We start from the raw sequence: 17,015 nt of genomic DNA, 5'->3' as shown, positions 1-17,015 counted from the left end.
CAATAAAAAAGGGCTTTAATTAAAGCCCTTTTTTTGGATTTAGAATTTCTAGTAATGCCATAAAAGGTTTATAAACAAATAAAGAGATGAAGCGAATTAAACGTTCAAATATCTGTAACTGCAAAATCATACAAGTGAGGATAGCCAAAACAAGACTAATCAAAATATTGATCTCGACCGAATATTTAAAACTTAGTTGATGAGTCAAAACAATAATTACAAAACCATGCAATATATAAACTGGTAGCGTTTTTTGGCCTAAACCGATCCAAGGTTGTTTAAAGCTTTGAGTGAGTATAAATAAACTCAAAACTCCCATAGCCGATAGCAACATTATTACACTGCGAATCAGCATTCCTTGCCAAACATCCACATGTAACTGTAGATAAGATAAACTGCCAAATAACCAGTAATAACTATAATGACTTATAGCCGCTACAGCAGTAATGATGAATAATGTAATAACAGCAAATAACTTTGCATAAGGCAACTGCGATATATACTGAAAAATGGTTTTACCATAAATCGCCCCAGCCATAAAAAAAGGTAGAAATACGAAAATTCGACCCATCGAATAGCTGTAATTATTGATGGGTGAGCATCCAACCAGTAAAGCTAAAACTATTGAAAACAGAACTGGATATGCCGTCTTTTTTAGGAAAAAAGCGAGAACCGTCCAAGCTCCCATGCCAAATAAATACCATAACACCCAATAAGGTTTAGCAAACCATACCAAATGAAATGTACCAGTCCAAAGACTTCCATTATAAAAAGCGTCAAGCAATTGAAATAAAAACTGGAATGGCAAATATAACGATAAAAAGTAAATTAATTTTTCTAGTATTTTCTCTTCTTTAAAAAACATGCCTGATATAAAAATAAAAGCTGGCATATGAACAAAGTAAATGCTCCCTAAAATCGCTTGATTTAGAGACTCGTTCCAGCCAATTAACCTTTCAAGGTAATGACCTAATACAACCAGAAAAATTAAGATGCCTTTTGTAGCATCGATATGGAGATTTCTCATAAATTTCTATGAAATCAGGATATTCATATCATACTGAATTATTCTTATTTTTTGATTCAAAAAGACAATGAATAAAGTTTCGCTGTATATAAAATAATTATGATATACCTACCAGTATAATAATATTTAAGGATAATTCCGTGCTAGATCTCTCTCAAATTTTGGCATTCGGACTCATTTGCTTGGCGATGGTACTCACCCCGGGTCCGAACATGATTTATCTTATCTCTCGCTCCATTAGTCAAGGCAAAATAGCAGGTTTTATTTCCCTCGGTGGGGTTGCTGTTGGTTTTGTATTTTATATGCTCTGCGCTTCTTTCGGGATCACAGCGCTTGTTGTGGCAGTTCCATATGCTTATGACACAATTCGTATTGTCGGTGCCATATATTTACTCTGGCTTGCATGGAAAGCATTACGTCCAAATGCAGCGCCTATTTTTAGTGTAAAAGACTTATCTATTGACTCACCATTAAAATTATTTTTAATGGGCTTTTTGACAAATTTACTTAATCCTAAAATTGCAATTATGTATTTGTCTTTATTGCCACAGTTTATACATCCACAACAAGGCAGTATTTTAGCGCAGTCCATTCAACTCGGGACCATACAAATTTTTGTCAGTGTTTCAGTCAATGCACTGATTGTATTTTCTGCAGGTAGTATTGCGCTCTTTCTACAGCAAAAACCGCTTTGGGCGAGCATTCAACGCTGGATTATGGGGACTGTATTAGCCGGACTCGCTGTTCGTATTCTTTTAGAACACCGCCGATAACCCACTTTGTTTTCTTCCCCCTGCTCTAAAACTTCAATTTACTCCTGTGTATTACGACGATAAATTCAGTTCGTGATACACTTTTGCCAGTTTTAACTTTTTAAATTCTTTATATCGTTATGAGCCAAAAGCAGCCTTATACGCCCGGTGAGTTTCAATGGTCCTTTTTATTACCTAAATATTGGGGTGTATGGATTGCGATTACTTTCCTCATGCTTTTGGCTATTTTACCATGGGCGATCCAATGGCGTTTAGCTCATGGATTAGCAAACCTTGCTTGGAAATATTTAAAATCTCGTCGCAAAACTACTATTCGTAATTTAGAAGTTTGCTTCCCTGAATGGTCACCTGAAAAAGTACAGCAACAAGCAAAACAAGTTTTTGTAGATATGATGCTTGGTATTTTTGAGACCTTAAACGCATGGTATAAGCCTTACTGGTTTAAAAACCGCGTCACAATTGAAGGTTTAGAACACATTACTGATGCTCAAGCTCAGGGCAAAGGTGTTTTATTACTGGGAACTCATAGTACTTTGCTTGATGCCGGTGGTTATGTATGTGCTCAATATTTTGAACCCGATGTTGTTTATCGTCCTCAAAATAATCCACTACTCGATATGCTGATTTATCGCTGCCGCGGCACAATCTACAAAGCACAAATTGATCATGATGATATGCGCGGCTTAATTCGTCACCTTAAAGATGGTGATGCCATTTGGTATAGTCCCGATCAAGACTTCGGGCTTAAACAAGGCGTTATGGCACCATTTTTTGGAGTGCCAGCTGCGACAGTAACGGCTCACCGTCGTTTATTAAAAATTTCCAAAGCGGTTGCTGTTCCTTTATATTTTTATCGTCATGGCGATGTACAGGACCCTAAATATCATATTCTAATTGAACCTGCAGTCGACAATATGCCAAGCGAAGATGAAGTCGATGATGCAACCCGCGTGAATAAGATTATTGAGAACCAGCTTCGTATCGCACCAACTCAATATATGTGGTTTCACCGTCGTTTTAAGACACGTCCTGAGGGATATGAAGAGATCTATTAAATAATCTTCAGTAACGGCCGCACTGTAGTAATAAACATCTAAATAAACACCAACATGTACTATCGTGCGAAGGCGACAAGGACGTCGCCCGTTGGACTACGACATCATGGATGTGTCGTTAGTCCAACAAATGGTTTTGTTACTTTTGCCAAAACAAAAGTAAGGAGTAAACTCCACCTATTAAATGAATAACCGGTAAAACACCGCTTTGCTACAACCTAAAGGCAAAATCAATGAAAGTGATGCAACTTCTCCCAGAACTCAATAGCGGTGGCGTAGAACGCGGCACACTGGAAATTGCAAGTGCACTGGTTGCACAAGGCCACCAATCTTTGGTTGTATCAAATGGCGGACGATTAGTGTCTCAACTTGAAGCCGAGGGCTCTAAACACTTAACACTACCGATTCATAAAAAATCTTTATCGAGCTTATGGCAAATCCGCCCTTTACGTCGACTTATTGAAGAGCATCAGCCCGATATTGTTCATGTACGCTCACGTGTTCCTGCATGGCTTACCCATTTTGCTTTAAAAGGAATACCAGCCCATAAGCGCCCTCACCTCATCAGTACAGTACATGGTTTCTACTCAGTCAATCGCTATAGTGCGATCATGACTCAGGCAGAAAAAGTAATTGCCGTTTCTGACAGCGTGGTTAAATACATCACTGACCATTATAAAAACTGTCCACCACAAGATATTGTCCGGATTTATCGAGGGATTGATCCAGCTGCTTTCCCGCATAACTACCAACCCTCAGCACAGTGGTTTAATCAAGTTTTTAATGACTTTCCTGAACTCGAAAATAAATTTTTACTTTGCTTGCCTGGCCGTATTACGCGTTTAAAAGGACATGAAAGCTTAATTGAATTGATGCAACAACTTCAGTCGCAATATCCTCAACTTCATGCTGTTGTTGTGGGGGGTGCCGATGCTAAAAAACAGGCCTATTTAAGTGAGTTGCAAAGCACCATTCAAAACAAAGGACTTGCAGATAAGATCACCTTTGTAGGACATCGCTCAGATATACGTGAATGGCTCGCTTTTAGCGACATTGTGCTCTCTCTATCCAATCAAGCAGAAACATTCGGTAGAACAGCATTAGAAGCACTGTCAGTCGGTACGCCAGTAATTGGCTGGAACCGTGGAGGTGTTGCAGAGATTTTATCTCATGTATATCCACAAGGTCTTGTTGAAGCCGAAAATGAAAAAGCTTTATTAGAAACAGTAAAGCATCATATTGAACAACCTCAAACAGTCGCTCCTGTGACAATGTTCAGTTTAAAAGATATGTGTGACCAAACCCTTGAGCTCTATCAAAGTGTATTGAAATAACATAATAAAAAACCCGCGATCATCGCGGGTTTTTTATTAACTAAAAGAAAGCAGTCTTATTTAAAGGTTGCTTCATAAGCAGCAGCTTTTTCATAGTCATATTGTTTTTCCCACTTACTGATAACAAGTACAGCAAGTGCGTTACCAACAACGTTCAACGCAGTACGTGCCATATCCATGATACGGTCAACACCAGCAATAAACGCTAAGCCTTCCACAGGAATACCAACACTACCTAATGTCGCTAATAACACAACAAACGATACGCCAGGAACACCTGCAATACCTTTCGAAGTAATCATTAATGTTACAACCAAAATAACTTGTTGGCTGATCGACATTTCAATACCGTAAAGCTGTGCAATAAAGATTGCTGCGATACTTTGATAAAGCGTAGAACCGTCAAGGTTAAAAGAATAACCAGTTGGGATTACAAAACTAGAAATCGCTTTTGGTGCACCATAAGCTTCCATTTTTTGCATAATACGCGGTAAAACTGTTTCCGAACTTGCAGTCGAATACGCCAAGATTAATTCATCTTTCAAAATCTTAAACAAAGTAAAGATATTGATGCTGAACATTTTTGCAGTTAAACCAAGTACCACTAAAGCAAAGAACAAGATTGCACCGTAAACCAATACAACCAATTTACCTAATGGAATAAGTGAAGCAAAACCAAAGTTTGCAACAGTTACAGCGATTAAACCAAATACACCCACTGGCGCATATTTCATGATGATGTGTGTCACACGGAACATTGTTTCCGATACAGCATGAAATACATTTAATAATGGGTCTTTTGTTGTAGCTGGCAATGAAGATAAGCCAATACCAAAAAGCACAGCAAAGAAAATCACTGGTAACATTTCGCCATGTGCCATTGAACTAATAATGTTCGTTGGGATAAGCGATAATATCGTCTGGATAATACCATGAGACTGTGACTGTACTTCTTCAGTTGTATGCTTATATTGAGAAATATCAGTTTGAACCAGTTGAGACATATCAATGCCTGAACCTGGATGGAAGATATTTGCTGCAACCAAGCCGACCAAAATAGCAATAGTAGTAATAATTTCGAAATAGAGAATGGTTTTAAAACCAAGACGCCCAAGACTTTTTGTACTGCCAACACCCGCAATACCTAAAATCAATGTAGAGAAAACGATTGGAATAACAATCATTTTAATCAGGCTAATAAAGATCTTACCTAACAGCGTAAGAACGTTATTTACAATACTATCTTTGATTTCAGGCTGATTATGTAAAACAGCCCCGACAACTATCCCTAGGATTAAAGCAATTAAAATTTGCCACGCAAGGCTAAATTTAAAATTCTTCATAAGACAATCCTTATGCACCGCAAAGTATCAAATATGAGAGGGAGAAGACCACTATCTTAGAGTGAAACCTCAATATGTACACTAATTTCCAAACAGAAATTTAAATGCACAAGCAAATCACAACCCGCCGATCCGGCGAAGTAAACAACAATGCCTGTTGACGATCCAACATGTCAACGATCGGCACATTCTATTGAGATTTGCCAATTAAACAAGTCCAATTTATGTCTAAATAGACCAAAGCCTATATTTATTCTTCAATAATCTATAAAAACAAAAACTTATCAAAAAAAATTTTTGTATCTATTTTCATCGAAAAAGGCTCGGATATATAAAAAAACTTATGGACAACTACCTATAATTAAATAGATTTTAAAATTAAGATAATCTTAAAAATATTTCTTTAATTTACAAATAATTAAATAGTATTTATATAAAATATCAACCCGAGTTCTGCGTCCTGCAAAACTCGGGTAAATGAGGTTGTGCTTTCAGGGTATATAATTCTTTTTATTGCTTCCGTTCTAACATCTTATCCGTGATGTCGTTCCATATCAGCTTAGTGCATCCTTACTTGGGATTATCCATTCCCGCTTCCGTGTGCCGATGAATGTAGAATACGGGTTTTAGTTCCCCCTGCCTATTGGACCTAGACTCAAATCTTTGTACGATATTGCTTACAACCTGCTTTTATATACTTTTCTCTTTATAAGGCTCTGCAATTTCATCAGTCACTATTTTTTCTTCTTTTTCAGCTTTAGCAATACCTTCTTGTATTGCAGCTTGAGCTTCTTCTTCATCATCTTGAGTTTCTTCAACTTCTTCTTGAATCTCTTCAAATATTCGACCTGTTTGTAAAACGACGTAGACAGGAAAATGATCTGAGCCCATATGAGATAAACGCTGCATTTTTACTAAACCAAAGTCTGTACTATGAAAGATATGATCAAGTGACCAACGCAATAAAGAGTAATCTGCGTGAAAAGTATTAATAAAGTGTCGGCCAACTCGCGGGTCGAGTAATCCACTAATACGCTGAAATAAACGTGTTGTTCGTGACCATGCGACATCATTTAGATCTCCCATCACGATACAACTCTCATCCAGATCTTTAATTTGATCTCCAACAATTAAAAGCTCTGCATCTCGTAGTGTTGAATCTTTTGCTTCAGTTGGACTAGGCGGCTTAGGATGTAAACAGTAGAGCTGAACAGGCATCCCAGAACGTAAGATTACAGTGGTATGAATAGAAGGAATTTCATTACTTAAAATGAACTTGACCTCAGTATTTCTAAGCGGTAATCGACTATATAAATGCATGCCATATAAATTATCTAATGGTACAGGCACACGGTAAGGGTACTCCTCTTCAATTTCTTTTAGAGCATTTTCCCATGTCTTGTCACTTTCTAACGTCAACAATAAATCAGGTTTTAATGTCCGTACATGCTCAAGTAATAAATGATATTTATCATTGGGTGTAAGCACATTAGAAACAATTAGTGAAATCTGTTTTTTAGGATCTACTTGATGTTGCTTTACCTTTTTAACCTGTTTTTTCCAAAACAAGGTATAAGGCAAAACCATTTTAAGTTGATAAGCAATTGCTGCAATGAGTACTGCAAGCAAAAGCTCACGCCATATGTTCCATTCAGACGGCCAAAACAACATGCCAATTAAAGCAATAAAGCCCACAAACAGAATTTGTAAACGTGGAAAATCAGCCCCTCTAAACCACCACTCATCACGAGGGATAAGTGACCAGAAAGTCAACCAAATCACCACCACAGACACAACTTCGATATAAATCATTGAAATTACTCTTTTAAGATGATTTGTTTTTTAATGTTTTTGTCATCTTTATCAATTTTGTATGTAACATAAACAAGATATTCTACTCAATAAAATTGCTGTTTTGATTCTGTAACGCTTGCAGTTGTGAGCACTTTTGATACACTCAACTCCCCCTAACAATTTTAACGCACCGAGGCAAAATGACATGAAAGTAGGTCTGGTCGGTTGGCGCGGGATGGTCGGTTCCGTCCTTATGCAACGTATGGTTGAAGAGAATGATTTTGCTCATATTGAGCCATTCTACTTCTCTACCAGTAATGCAGGTGGTGAAGCTCCTTCATTTGGTGGTAAGACTGCCCCAGCACTTATGGAAGCTACAGACATTACCAGTCTGAAGCAAATGGATGTCATTATTACCTGCCAAGGTGGTGACTACACGTCTGAAGTTTTCCCACAGTTAAAAGCAACTGGTTGGGATGGCTACTGGATTGATGCTGCATCTACTTTACGTATGTCTGATGATGCAATCATCGTTCTTGATCCAGTTAACCTTAACGTAATTAAAGACGGTTTAGCGAAAGGTACTAAAACTTTCGTTGGTGGTAACTGTACAGTATCACTTATGTTGATGGGCGTAGGCGCACTTTTCCAAAATAATTTGGTTGAGTGGATGACTGCTATGACTTATCAAGCAGCATCAGGTGCTGGCGCACAAAACATGCGTGAGTTGTTAACAGGTATGGGTTATTTGTACAACAATACCAAGACATTGTTAGATGATCCTAAATCTGCAATTCTTGATATTGATCGTCAAGTTGCTGAGTTACAACGTGGTGAAGGCTTCCCTTCTGCGAACTTTGGTGTGCCACTTGCTGGTTCATTGATTCCTTACATTGATAAACAGCTTGAAAGCGGTCAATCTAAAGAAGAGTGGAAAGGTCAAGTTGAAACCAACAAGATTTTAGGTAACTCTCAAATTGTTCCTATTGATGGTCACTGTGTGCGTATCGGTGCAATGCGTTGCCACTCTCAAGCATTAACCATCAAACTGAAAAAAGATGTTCCGCTTGATGAGATCGAAGATATGATTCGTAACTCAAACCAGTGGGCTAAAGTTGTACCAAATACACGTGAAGCATCAATGACTGATCTTACACCTGTAGCTGTGACTGGTACCTTAACTGTACCTGTAGGCCGTTTACGCAAACTCAATATGGGTAAAGAGTATCTCGGTGCATTCACAGTAGGCGATCAGCTACTTTGGGGCGCTGCTGAACCTTTACGTCGTATGTTACGTATTTTAGTAGAATACAAAAGCTCATAATTTGACCTGAATTATTCAGTCAAAATAAAAAGCCGATCACATTTGATCGGCTTTTTCGTAACTGGTTTGTGAAAAATTAACAATTTATTTACATTTCATTATTGTATAATTTTGAACGACTTTACGACTGATCAGGTCATGGATTGAGATGACTGCATATAACAAATTAAAAATTGCCATTTTCACCATTATGTCTTCGCCTTGTGTTTATGCGATTACATTAGATCCTATTCAAATTCAATCTGCACCTGGGGAATTACTTTATGCAGAAATGAATTTTCAGCAAGCGGATCCAAATACCCCATTACAAGTCAGTTTAGCCACTCAAGAAGATCTTAATAGTTTGGGAGTCACTCACCAACCTCCTGGTAATCTGAATTTTTATACACGCCAAAATGGCCAAGGTTCTGGCGTTATTGTGATTACCTCATCTCGCCCTATTATTGATCCTGAACTGAATATTGTCGTAAAAGTTAGTGAGGGTAATGCAACTCGCCTTCAACATATTAAAACTGTTTTAAAGCCATCACCTATTAAAAAGGTTGCTGCGAATGAAACTCCACTTTCACCACAATTTATCGTAAATGAAAAAGACATTGCGTTAAACCTACCTGAAAGTGCTCGTTATACGGCTGCCGATACCTCATCAACCGTAATAGACACTACAACGAATGAACGTAATTTAAGTATTAGCACTGGAGCTGCTCCAACTTTAAATAGCTCTGCTCCTATGGCTTCTGTTACAGACCAATCTTCAGCTCAAGCGCCACAGCAAACTATCGCAGCAATGAGTAATGAACCATCTGCTGTAGAAAAACAGCCATCTACGCCTCTTAAACCAAGCAGTGACAATCAAGCCACTACAGTCAAAAAAGTAGCTCAATCTAAACCTGCTCAACAAAAAAATCTATTAAGTAAAAACACACAAAAAAAACAAAAAATCAGCACTTATAAAGGCCCAGCACCTACCGGTAAATATGTTGTACAACGGAATGAGTCTTTATGGACTATTGCTAATCGTATCGCAGCACAAACTAAACAACCTGTAGCTAAAGTCATGCGAGATATCCAAGCTCAAAATCGACATGCTTTTATCCAAGGCGATGTAAACCGTTTACGTCAGGGAATTTCACTAAATTTAACAGCAGCAAATACAGCCAAAGCGCCTCATACAAAACCTAAATCAACTGAAGCTAACTTAGCAAAACCTACTTCTGGCCGAGCTAAATATCGTTTGCAACAAGCTGAAATGAGCATTGTGGCAGAGAACAGCCCAAATTCTAATCATGGAAGTGCAAAAAAGAGCACACAACAAGGTCAAAACAATACTGAGTTAGCAGTAAAAGTTATGACAACTCGAGAAAAAACCGTTACATTACAAAGGAATGTAACCAAACTAAATCAAACTTTAAGTTTAAAAGACCAACGTATTCAACTTCTGAATGCGCGTTTGGCAGAGTTACAGCAGCAATTAAAAGCACAGCAACAAACTCACAAGCAAAAACACTAAGTTAAAACCAGAGTTAGCTCGCTTTATATTGCAAAATTTTATTTTTTAAGGGGAAAGTAATGTTATATGTGATTCCGTTTATCATATTACTCGTGGTCGCCGTTGTTTTAAAAAAGCGCGAGAATGGCCAAAAACAAGAGACCACCTCCCCAAAAAGTATAAGTAAAAAATCGGGCAAAAAAGCAGGTGCCAAATCGAGTAAAAGCTCGCGTGAAAAAAGTAAAGCCAATGTAGTTGAAGAAATCACTCCTGCTCTTCCACAAAGTAGTCCTGTTCCTGAGGCTGTTCGTCAAAATATTCAACAGCTCATTCAAGAAAAACAGTTTTCAGCGGCTGAAGCTCAAGTCAATCAGGCACTAAAAAAAGACAATACCCAGCACGAATTGTATTTATTACTTCTTGAAGTTCATATTGCTCAAAAAGATGAATTCGCGATTCAACAACTAATTAGCCACATTCGCAGTTTGGCATTAAATGAAATCGCGATTAAAGCAGAAGCAAGACAAAAAGAATATGAGTCTGCAAGACAACCTGATGCTATTGATTTTCCTCAAGCTCAATCATATGAAGAACCGAAAAACACACCTGACACAACTGCTCAGTTTGACCAGTTAACAACAAGTTCTTCTGAAACTTCTTTTGATGACTTACAGAAAGACTATACACCTGTAAAACAAGAACCAGCGGTTGAAGTTGAACCTTTAGAATTTAACTTTTCATTTGAAAAAAATGCAGCTACCGAAAATATCAGTCAACCCGTACAGGAACCAGAACAATCAACATCTCAGCAAATACCAGAAGTTTCGTCATCTCAAGAAACAAATGAACTAGCTGATTTAGAGTTTTCTTTTGACTTGGCACCTCTGCATGAAAATGAAGAAAAAACTCAAGCAGTAGAAGTAAAAGCAAATCAAGAAAATAGCCTTAATGCATTAGATTTTAACCTTGACTTAAATCCTTCAATTTCAGAAAAGAAATCTGATGAACAAGTTCCATCATTAGATGAACTTACACTCGTAGAACAAGCACCATTAGAAGCGACTTCTATCGCACCTCTTGAGTTTTCGCTAGATGAACCTGCACTAGTTACAGCACCAGAAATTGAAACTCAAAACCATTTAGATGTAGTAACTAAAGAGGCTACTCAAACTCAAATAGAGGATCCACTTCTAGAGGCATTTCCAGAATTAAAACAAGTAAATGAAAGTGAGCTCGACTTAAAACTGGCTGAGCAATATATCAAGTTTGGTGAGAACCAAGCAGCGCGCAATTTACTACAGGCTAATGAGCAAAAATTCAACACAGAACAACAACAACATGCGAAAAACCTACTTAATCGCATAGCTTCTTAGAACTGTTCGATTTACCATAAGCAGTCAGAGATGACTGCTTTTTTATGCCTGCAAAAATATGAAAAAAATAGCCTTATTTTACATGGGTGGTACTTTTGGCTGCGTCGGTGAGCCTTTAGCACCTATGCCTTATGACCAATTCTTACCTCAACTTGAGAAAGTGATACCTCCACACTTAACAGTTGACTGCTTTGCAGCACCCAATATTGTCGATAGCAGTGCATGTACGGCACCTGATTGGTTACGTCTAATTCAACGCATACAACAACTACAACTTGAAGGCTATCAGCATTTCGTTGTTATTCACGGTACAGACACGCTCAGTTATGCGGCTGCGACCCTAGCTCGCTTTTTAGGCCAAAGCTGTCATATTGTGATTACTGGTAGCCAATACCCGTTACTCAATGTTCAAGGTGATAATACTCGTGAATTCACTGATGCAATCGAGAACTTATATCTTGCATTAGAACAAGTGATTAGCTTACCTGTAGGTGCTTATCTTGCATTCCATCATCAAGTATTCCATGCACAAACTGCATTAAAAACTCATACAACTGAACTCGATGCATTTTCAGGTTTAAGTAGTGAAGTTGAATTTACGCCTCAACAAAATGAATTGATCGTACAAGATGCTCAAATTGAACGAGCTGCTTCATTTCAGATTTTAAACTGGATGATGCAACCGATTTCAACACAGCACTTGGTACAACAGTTACGTCACTTACTTCCTGCTCCACCGCACTTTTTAGTGTTACAAGGCTTTGGTACAGGCAATATCGCAGTTAACCCTGAACTATTGGCAACATTAGATGAACTCTATGCTCATGGTTGTGTTCCAATCTTGGCAACACAAGTGACATTTGGCGGCATTGACCAACGTTATGCAATTAGTGCATGGGCCAAAACTGCAAAAATTGTCATTAATGATGCACATAGTCATGCAGATCTTTATGCAAAAGCACTTCAAATCTATTTAAAATACCCAACCCCAGAACAATGGCTCAGCCATTGGAATGAAAATTTGCATTAAATAGAGGTAAAGCTATGCAACGTTATGCGGTCGGTATTGAGTTTAGCGGAGTTCAATATCGAGGATGGCAAACACAACAGCCAGGCGTTGCCAGCGTTCAGGAAACTATTGAGCGTGTACTCAGCAAAATCGCAGATGAACCTATTGCACTTCACGGTGCGGGCCGAACAGATGCGGGAGTACATGCAACGAATATGGTGGCACACTTCGATACGAACGCCATTCGTCCAGAAATGGGATGGTTGAGAGGAGCAAATAGCCAGTTACCTAAAGATATTTCCATTCAGTGGATTAAACTGATGGATGAAAATTTTCATGCACGCTTTAAAGCAACGGCTCGACGTTACCGCTATGTTATTTATAACGCTCCTTGTCGACCAGCCCTCTTACATAAACAGGTCACGCACATTTACCAACAGCTAGATGTGCAAAAGATGATTAAAGCTGCTAGTAAATTTGAAGGTACACATAACTTTGAAACCTTTCGCGCAGCAGCATGCCAGTCCAATAAACCTGTTCGACATGTAACGCATTGTCGTCTATTTGAACATGGCCGCTATTTAGTGTTAGATATTCAAGCAGATGGTTTTTTACACCATATGGTGCGTAATATTGTTGGATGCTTACTCGAAATTGGTCAAGGTATGTATGAAATAGACCATATCGATACGATGTTTGCAGCACAAGATCGTAAAGCAGCAGGAGTCACTGCTCCACCTGACGGTCTCTACTTTATTCAATGTTACTATCCCGAGCAGTTTGACTTACCACAACCACCACTTGGGCCACACTGGTTAAACCTACCTGAGTAGGCTTAACCCATTTTTATTAGCGGTGCTGTTTACGCTTACGGTACTCAACTGGTGTTTCATTAGTCCAACGTTTAAACGCACGATAGAACGTACTTGGTTCAGAGAAACCCGTTAAATACACAATACGCTCCACACTCTCACTGGTATTTGCCAAAAGTTTTTTAGCTAAACGACAACGATAGTCAGAAAGTATTTGTTGGAAACTAGTATTCGCTTCACTCAACTGAGTGCGTAAACGACGTGGCGTAATATTTAGTTGTGCTGCTACAGTTTCTAGCGTAGTTTCTCCACTTTCTAGTGTTGAACCAATCGCTCGACGAACCTCACCGACCAAATCATAACGTGCCAATTCTTGTAGCTTTTCAATTGCGAGCTGTTCATGCAGTTGCAATAGTTCAGGTTCCGCCTGCCAAAGCTGGAAGTCTAAAATAGCAGGGTCAAAATATAGCCTTGTTTCTTTTTGCCCTAAACTTACCGGACAGCCATAAACTCGGAAATATTCATCTTCCGAAGCACCTTCACTAAAGTTAAAATCGATGAAGATAGGATGAAACTGACCTTCGGTAATAAATTTGAAGAATCGAAGCACACCAGAAATCGCACATTCTGAAAAATGACGATTCACAAGGTTATCAGCCCCCACTTGCTCACCATTGGTTAAATAGCAACGCCCATCTTCGACAACCAGCTTTGCATCAAATGCATCACTAATTAGACGTTGATACGCTAAAGCTCTTTTAAGGCCTTCACCAAAGGTTTCACTACTAATAAATAAATGTTCAATCACCTGACCACGGTACAAAGGCAAATGCTCACCTAAATGCAAACCGATGTCTGGATCTTTACTGACTTCCTGAGCTGCAGTCCAAAAGGCATACTGTGCACTTAACGGAGTACGTGCATTTGTATCGACCTGATTTAAAGCGACTCCCGCTTTAGTTAATATTTCTTCTGTTGGCAATCCTGCACGACGAATTGCTTGATAGCCAAAACGTAATACAACTGATGCATCTGTTAGCTGACCCACGCAGTGCCCTTCCATGTAGATACTTCATTGATACTTAGGAGCTGTTGACTCTTTATGCATGAACAGTCCCTAATAACTATGATTTTAGATTAGCGTTGATTGACCAAACTGACAACAGAATTAGAGTTGTTTTGTGAAAAAAATTACATCTTTTTTTACTAGTCATAGTTTAACCAGATGCTTTAACAAGAAGATGTCTATCTTGTTTTTTTTAAATAAATTGACTATAATTTGCGCCTTTCCAATTTGATCATCAGGTAGGCTATGGCCAATAAAGAGGAACTCATTGAGTTCGAAGGCGTTGTCACCGAAACGCTTCCTAATACGATGTTCCGTGTACGTCTTGAAAACGGTCACGAAGTTATTGCACACATTTCTGGTAAAATGCGTAAACACTATATCCGTATTCTTACTGGCGACAGTGTAAAAGTCGAAATGACTCCATATGACTTAACTAAAGGTCGTATTACGTACCGTGCTCGCTAATTAGTGAATGCAAAAAAGCCACTTCATGATGTGGCTTTTTTATTGCTTTATTTATTCACTTAATCGACTAGACTTACATCCAACTGTTTGGCATTCACGCAATCTTTCTTGTAGCCAATGGTTTCTTTCCTGCGTTGTCTGTAAACGACACTGCACGTCTACACTATTTCTATTTGAATCTGTACATTCAGCATCACGTTGACGTATCCACGCAAGCTGAGACTTCTTAAGCGTATTTCTTTGCGCCGCATTCAATTTTGCTCTTAATGCCTGATAATTTTTATTTAGATCCGCATCAGCACTCGCATAGATTTTATTTGTACAGTAAATATCATCATAGGTATTACGAGTAGTATCGCAATTATCGGCATATACCGCTGTTACTCCAAAGCTGCATAAAAGTGCTAAAAGTATTTTTTTCATCATGTTTTCCTTAAGTTTTTTGCAAAATAATTATAAAGCCTTTCAGATGTGAGTATGAATTGCTAGATAAACTCATCCTCCATTTATCATAAACTTCCTTTTTTTCTTTACAAGCTAGGCAATCCAACCTACCGTTATCTAACAATAAATATAATTTGATAGAGAGAAAAATGAATATACCGAACTTATGCCGAATAACCTTGCTCTCAGTGATGTCTATTTATTTGAACGGTTGCGCAACTCAACCACGCCAATCTGTCGACTTACAAGAATATTTAAAAGGCTTTCTGGGCAAATCATCGACCACCATTCAACAAGAACTAAACTTACGCGGTCTTGGCTTTCAAATTGCGCATGTTCCACAAAAAACATCAAATCAACTCATCTACACGATTCTACGGCCATTAAGTATTCCCATTCCTATGGTGAGTAATGTAGAGATGGGTGGTAATCCAGTTCCTATTCAATCGGGGACATTAGGGAGCAACTCTTACGATGTTAATTTTAATTGCAAAGTTATTTTTCAGCTTAAAAATGACATTGCTGAATCTATTCAATACGAAGGTAAAGCTTGCTAAACACAACCATAAAAAAACGCAGCTTGAAGCTGCGTTTTTTAGCAAAGTAGCGATTAAGCAAGAGCAGCAACGACTGCTTCACCCATCTCGGCTGTACCTACTTTAGTCATGCCTTCAGACATAATATCGGCTGTACGGAAACCTTGATCAAGTACTTGCCCTACTGCATCTTCAATTGCTTTAGCAGCAGCTTCTGCACGGAATGTATAACGAAGCATCATTGCAACAGAAAGAATGGTTGCTAATGGGTTTGCCACATTTTGACCCGCAATATCAGGCGCCGAACCATGACAAGGTTCATACATGCCTTTGCCATTTTCATCTAAAGAAGCTGACGGCAACATACCAATTGAGCCTGTAAGCATTGCTGCTTCATCAGACAAGATATCGCCAAACAAGTTGCCTGTCACGATTACGTCAAACTGTTTAGGCGCACGTACAAGCTGCATGGCAGCATTGTCCACATACATGTGTGAAAGCTTAATATTTGGATAGTTGGCTTGCTGTAAATCCGTGACTGTTTGCTTCCAAAGCTCTGTTACTTCTAAAACATTGGCTTTATCTACAGAACACACTTTACCGCCACGTAATCCTGCAAGTTCAAAAGCAACTTTTGCAATACGCTTAATTTCGCTCTCAGAATAAACGTCAGTGTTATAGCCCTGTTTTTCACCATTTTCGAGTTCACGAATACCACGTGGTTGACCAAAATAGATGCCACCTGTCAATTCACGAACAATTAAAATATCTAAACCAGCAACAATCTCAGGCTTTAAGCTAGAAGCATCGGCTAATTGTGGATATAAAATCGCTGGGCGCAAGTTAGCAAACAAGTTAAGTTCACTACGAATTTTTAAAAGACCGCGTTCAGGGCGAATAGAGCGTTCAATAGTGTCCCATTTTGGTCCACCAACGGCGCCTAATAAAATGGCATCAGCTTTTTTGGCTTGCTCACTTGTTACAGCTGGATACGGTTCTCCATGAGCATCAATCGCAGCTCCACCTAACAAGCCATGTTCCCAAGTCAAAGACAAATTAAATTTTTCATTTACTTTATTTAATACTTTTTCTGCTGCCCCAACAATTTCAGGACCAATCCCATCGCCAGCCAAAATTAAAATCTGTTTAGACATGAAGTTTTCCATTT

Annotated in this window: 16 protein-coding genes; 10 read left to right on the top strand and 6 right to left on the bottom strand. The window is 38.6% G+C overall.

Translation table 11 applies throughout. From position 1 onward, the window contains the following. Positions 1–19: 19 nt before the first annotated feature. A complete protein-coding gene (locus ABLC00_RS02370; RefSeq protein ID WP_033854151.1) occupies positions 20–1,027 on the bottom strand; it encodes an acyltransferase family protein in 1,008 nt (335 codons plus the stop codon). A gap of 140 nt (positions 1,028–1,167) precedes the next feature. Here ABLC00_RS02370 and ABLC00_RS02365 point away from each other — a divergent pair, with 140 nt between their 5' ends. From ABLC00_RS02365 to ABLC00_RS02355, 3 genes are all read left to right on the top strand, one after another. Then, positions 1,168–1,800 (top strand): LysE family translocator, encoded by a 633-nt coding sequence (locus ABLC00_RS02365; protein ID WP_004883388.1) that lies wholly within the window; start codon positions 1,168–1,170, stop codon positions 1,798–1,800. A gap of 119 nt (positions 1,801–1,919) precedes the next feature. Next, entirely contained in the window at positions 1,920–2,855 is a 936-nt protein-coding gene (gene lpxL / locus ABLC00_RS02360; RefSeq protein WP_033846418.1) for an LpxL/LpxP family Kdo(2)-lipid IV(A) lauroyl/palmitoleoyl acyltransferase, read from the top strand. A 233-nt stretch (positions 2,856–3,088) separates the two neighbouring features. Next, complete coding sequence (locus ABLC00_RS02355; protein ID WP_033846417.1) at positions 3,089–4,189, top strand: glycosyltransferase family 4 protein; 1,101 nt, start codon at positions 3,089–3,091, stop codon at positions 4,187–4,189. 56 nt (positions 4,190–4,245) lie between these two features. Here ABLC00_RS02355 and gltP read toward each other — a convergent pair whose 3' ends face one another. Next, on the bottom strand, positions 4,246–5,532 hold the full coding sequence (gltP, locus tag ABLC00_RS02350) for a glutamate/aspartate:proton symporter GltP (RefSeq protein ID WP_348941075.1): 1,287 nt from the start codon (positions 5,530–5,532) through the stop codon (positions 4,246–4,248). A 690-nt stretch (positions 5,533–6,222) separates the two neighbouring features. After that, on the bottom strand, positions 6,223–7,344 hold the full coding sequence (locus ABLC00_RS02345) for an endonuclease/exonuclease/phosphatase family protein (protein WP_033846416.1): 1,122 nt from the start codon (positions 7,342–7,344) through the stop codon (positions 6,223–6,225). A gap of 187 nt (positions 7,345–7,531) precedes the next feature. Between ABLC00_RS02345 and asd the strand changes: the two genes are divergently transcribed. From asd to truA, 5 genes are all read left to right on the top strand, one after another. Continuing rightward, entirely contained in the window at positions 7,532–8,650 is a 1,119-nt protein-coding gene (asd, locus tag ABLC00_RS02340) for an aspartate-semialdehyde dehydrogenase (protein ID WP_002053322.1), read from the top strand. A gap of 148 nt (positions 8,651–8,798) precedes the next feature. Continuing rightward, the gene (locus ABLC00_RS02335) at positions 8,799–10,160 is read left to right on the top strand and encodes a FimV family protein (protein ID WP_033854153.1); all 1,362 of its coding nucleotides are present in this window, start codon (positions 8,799–8,801) and stop codon (positions 10,158–10,160) included. Between the two features lie 59 nt (positions 10,161–10,219). Further along, entirely contained in the window at positions 10,220–11,512 is a 1,293-nt protein-coding gene (locus tag ABLC00_RS02330; protein ID WP_033854154.1) for a hypothetical protein, read from the top strand. Between the two features lie 58 nt (positions 11,513–11,570). Then, positions 11,571–12,542, top strand: a complete 972-nt coding sequence (locus ABLC00_RS02325; RefSeq protein WP_022575806.1) for an asparaginase — start codon at positions 11,571–11,573, stop codon at positions 12,540–12,542. Between the two features lie 14 nt (positions 12,543–12,556). Beyond that, complete coding sequence (truA, locus tag ABLC00_RS02320; RefSeq protein ID WP_022575807.1) at positions 12,557–13,354, top strand: tRNA pseudouridine(38-40) synthase TruA; 798 nt, start codon at positions 12,557–12,559, stop codon at positions 13,352–13,354. 16 nt (positions 13,355–13,370) lie between these two features. On the opposite strand, the gene ABLC00_RS02315 is transcribed toward truA, so the two are convergent. Then, positions 13,371–14,381, bottom strand: coding sequence for an AraC family transcriptional regulator (locus tag ABLC00_RS02315; protein ID WP_004710706.1), 1,011 nt, complete (start codon positions 14,379–14,381; stop codon positions 13,371–13,373). A gap of 264 nt (positions 14,382–14,645) precedes the next feature. Here ABLC00_RS02315 and infA point away from each other — a divergent pair, with 264 nt between their 5' ends. Beyond that, on the top strand, positions 14,646–14,867 hold the full coding sequence (gene infA, locus ABLC00_RS02310) for a translation initiation factor IF-1 (RefSeq protein ID WP_001284370.1): 222 nt from the start codon (positions 14,646–14,648) through the stop codon (positions 14,865–14,867). Positions 14,868–14,918: 51 nt separating this feature from the next. On the opposite strand, the gene ABLC00_RS02305 is transcribed toward infA, so the two are convergent. After that, positions 14,919–15,293 (bottom strand): lysozyme inhibitor LprI family protein, encoded by a 375-nt coding sequence (locus tag ABLC00_RS02305; protein WP_002053311.1) that lies wholly within the window; start codon positions 15,291–15,293, stop codon positions 14,919–14,921. A 167-nt stretch (positions 15,294–15,460) separates the two neighbouring features. Here ABLC00_RS02305 and ABLC00_RS02300 point away from each other — a divergent pair, with 167 nt between their 5' ends. Next, positions 15,461–15,868 (top strand): hypothetical protein, encoded by a 408-nt coding sequence (locus ABLC00_RS02300; RefSeq protein WP_022575809.1) that lies wholly within the window; start codon positions 15,461–15,463, stop codon positions 15,866–15,868. Positions 15,869–15,921: 53 nt separating this feature from the next. Here ABLC00_RS02300 and leuB read toward each other — a convergent pair whose 3' ends face one another. Further along, complete coding sequence (gene leuB / locus ABLC00_RS02295; RefSeq protein ID WP_032009888.1) at positions 15,922–17,001, bottom strand: 3-isopropylmalate dehydrogenase; 1,080 nt, start codon at positions 16,999–17,001, stop codon at positions 15,922–15,924. Positions 17,002–17,015 lie beyond the last annotated feature (14 nt).

The organism is Acinetobacter nosocomialis, from assembly GCF_041021905.1.
Lineage (GTDB): Bacteria > Pseudomonadota > Gammaproteobacteria > Pseudomonadales > Moraxellaceae > Acinetobacter > Acinetobacter nosocomialis.
Note: the sequence above shows the minus strand (reverse complement) of the source record. Positions and strands in the feature narration are given on the sequence as shown.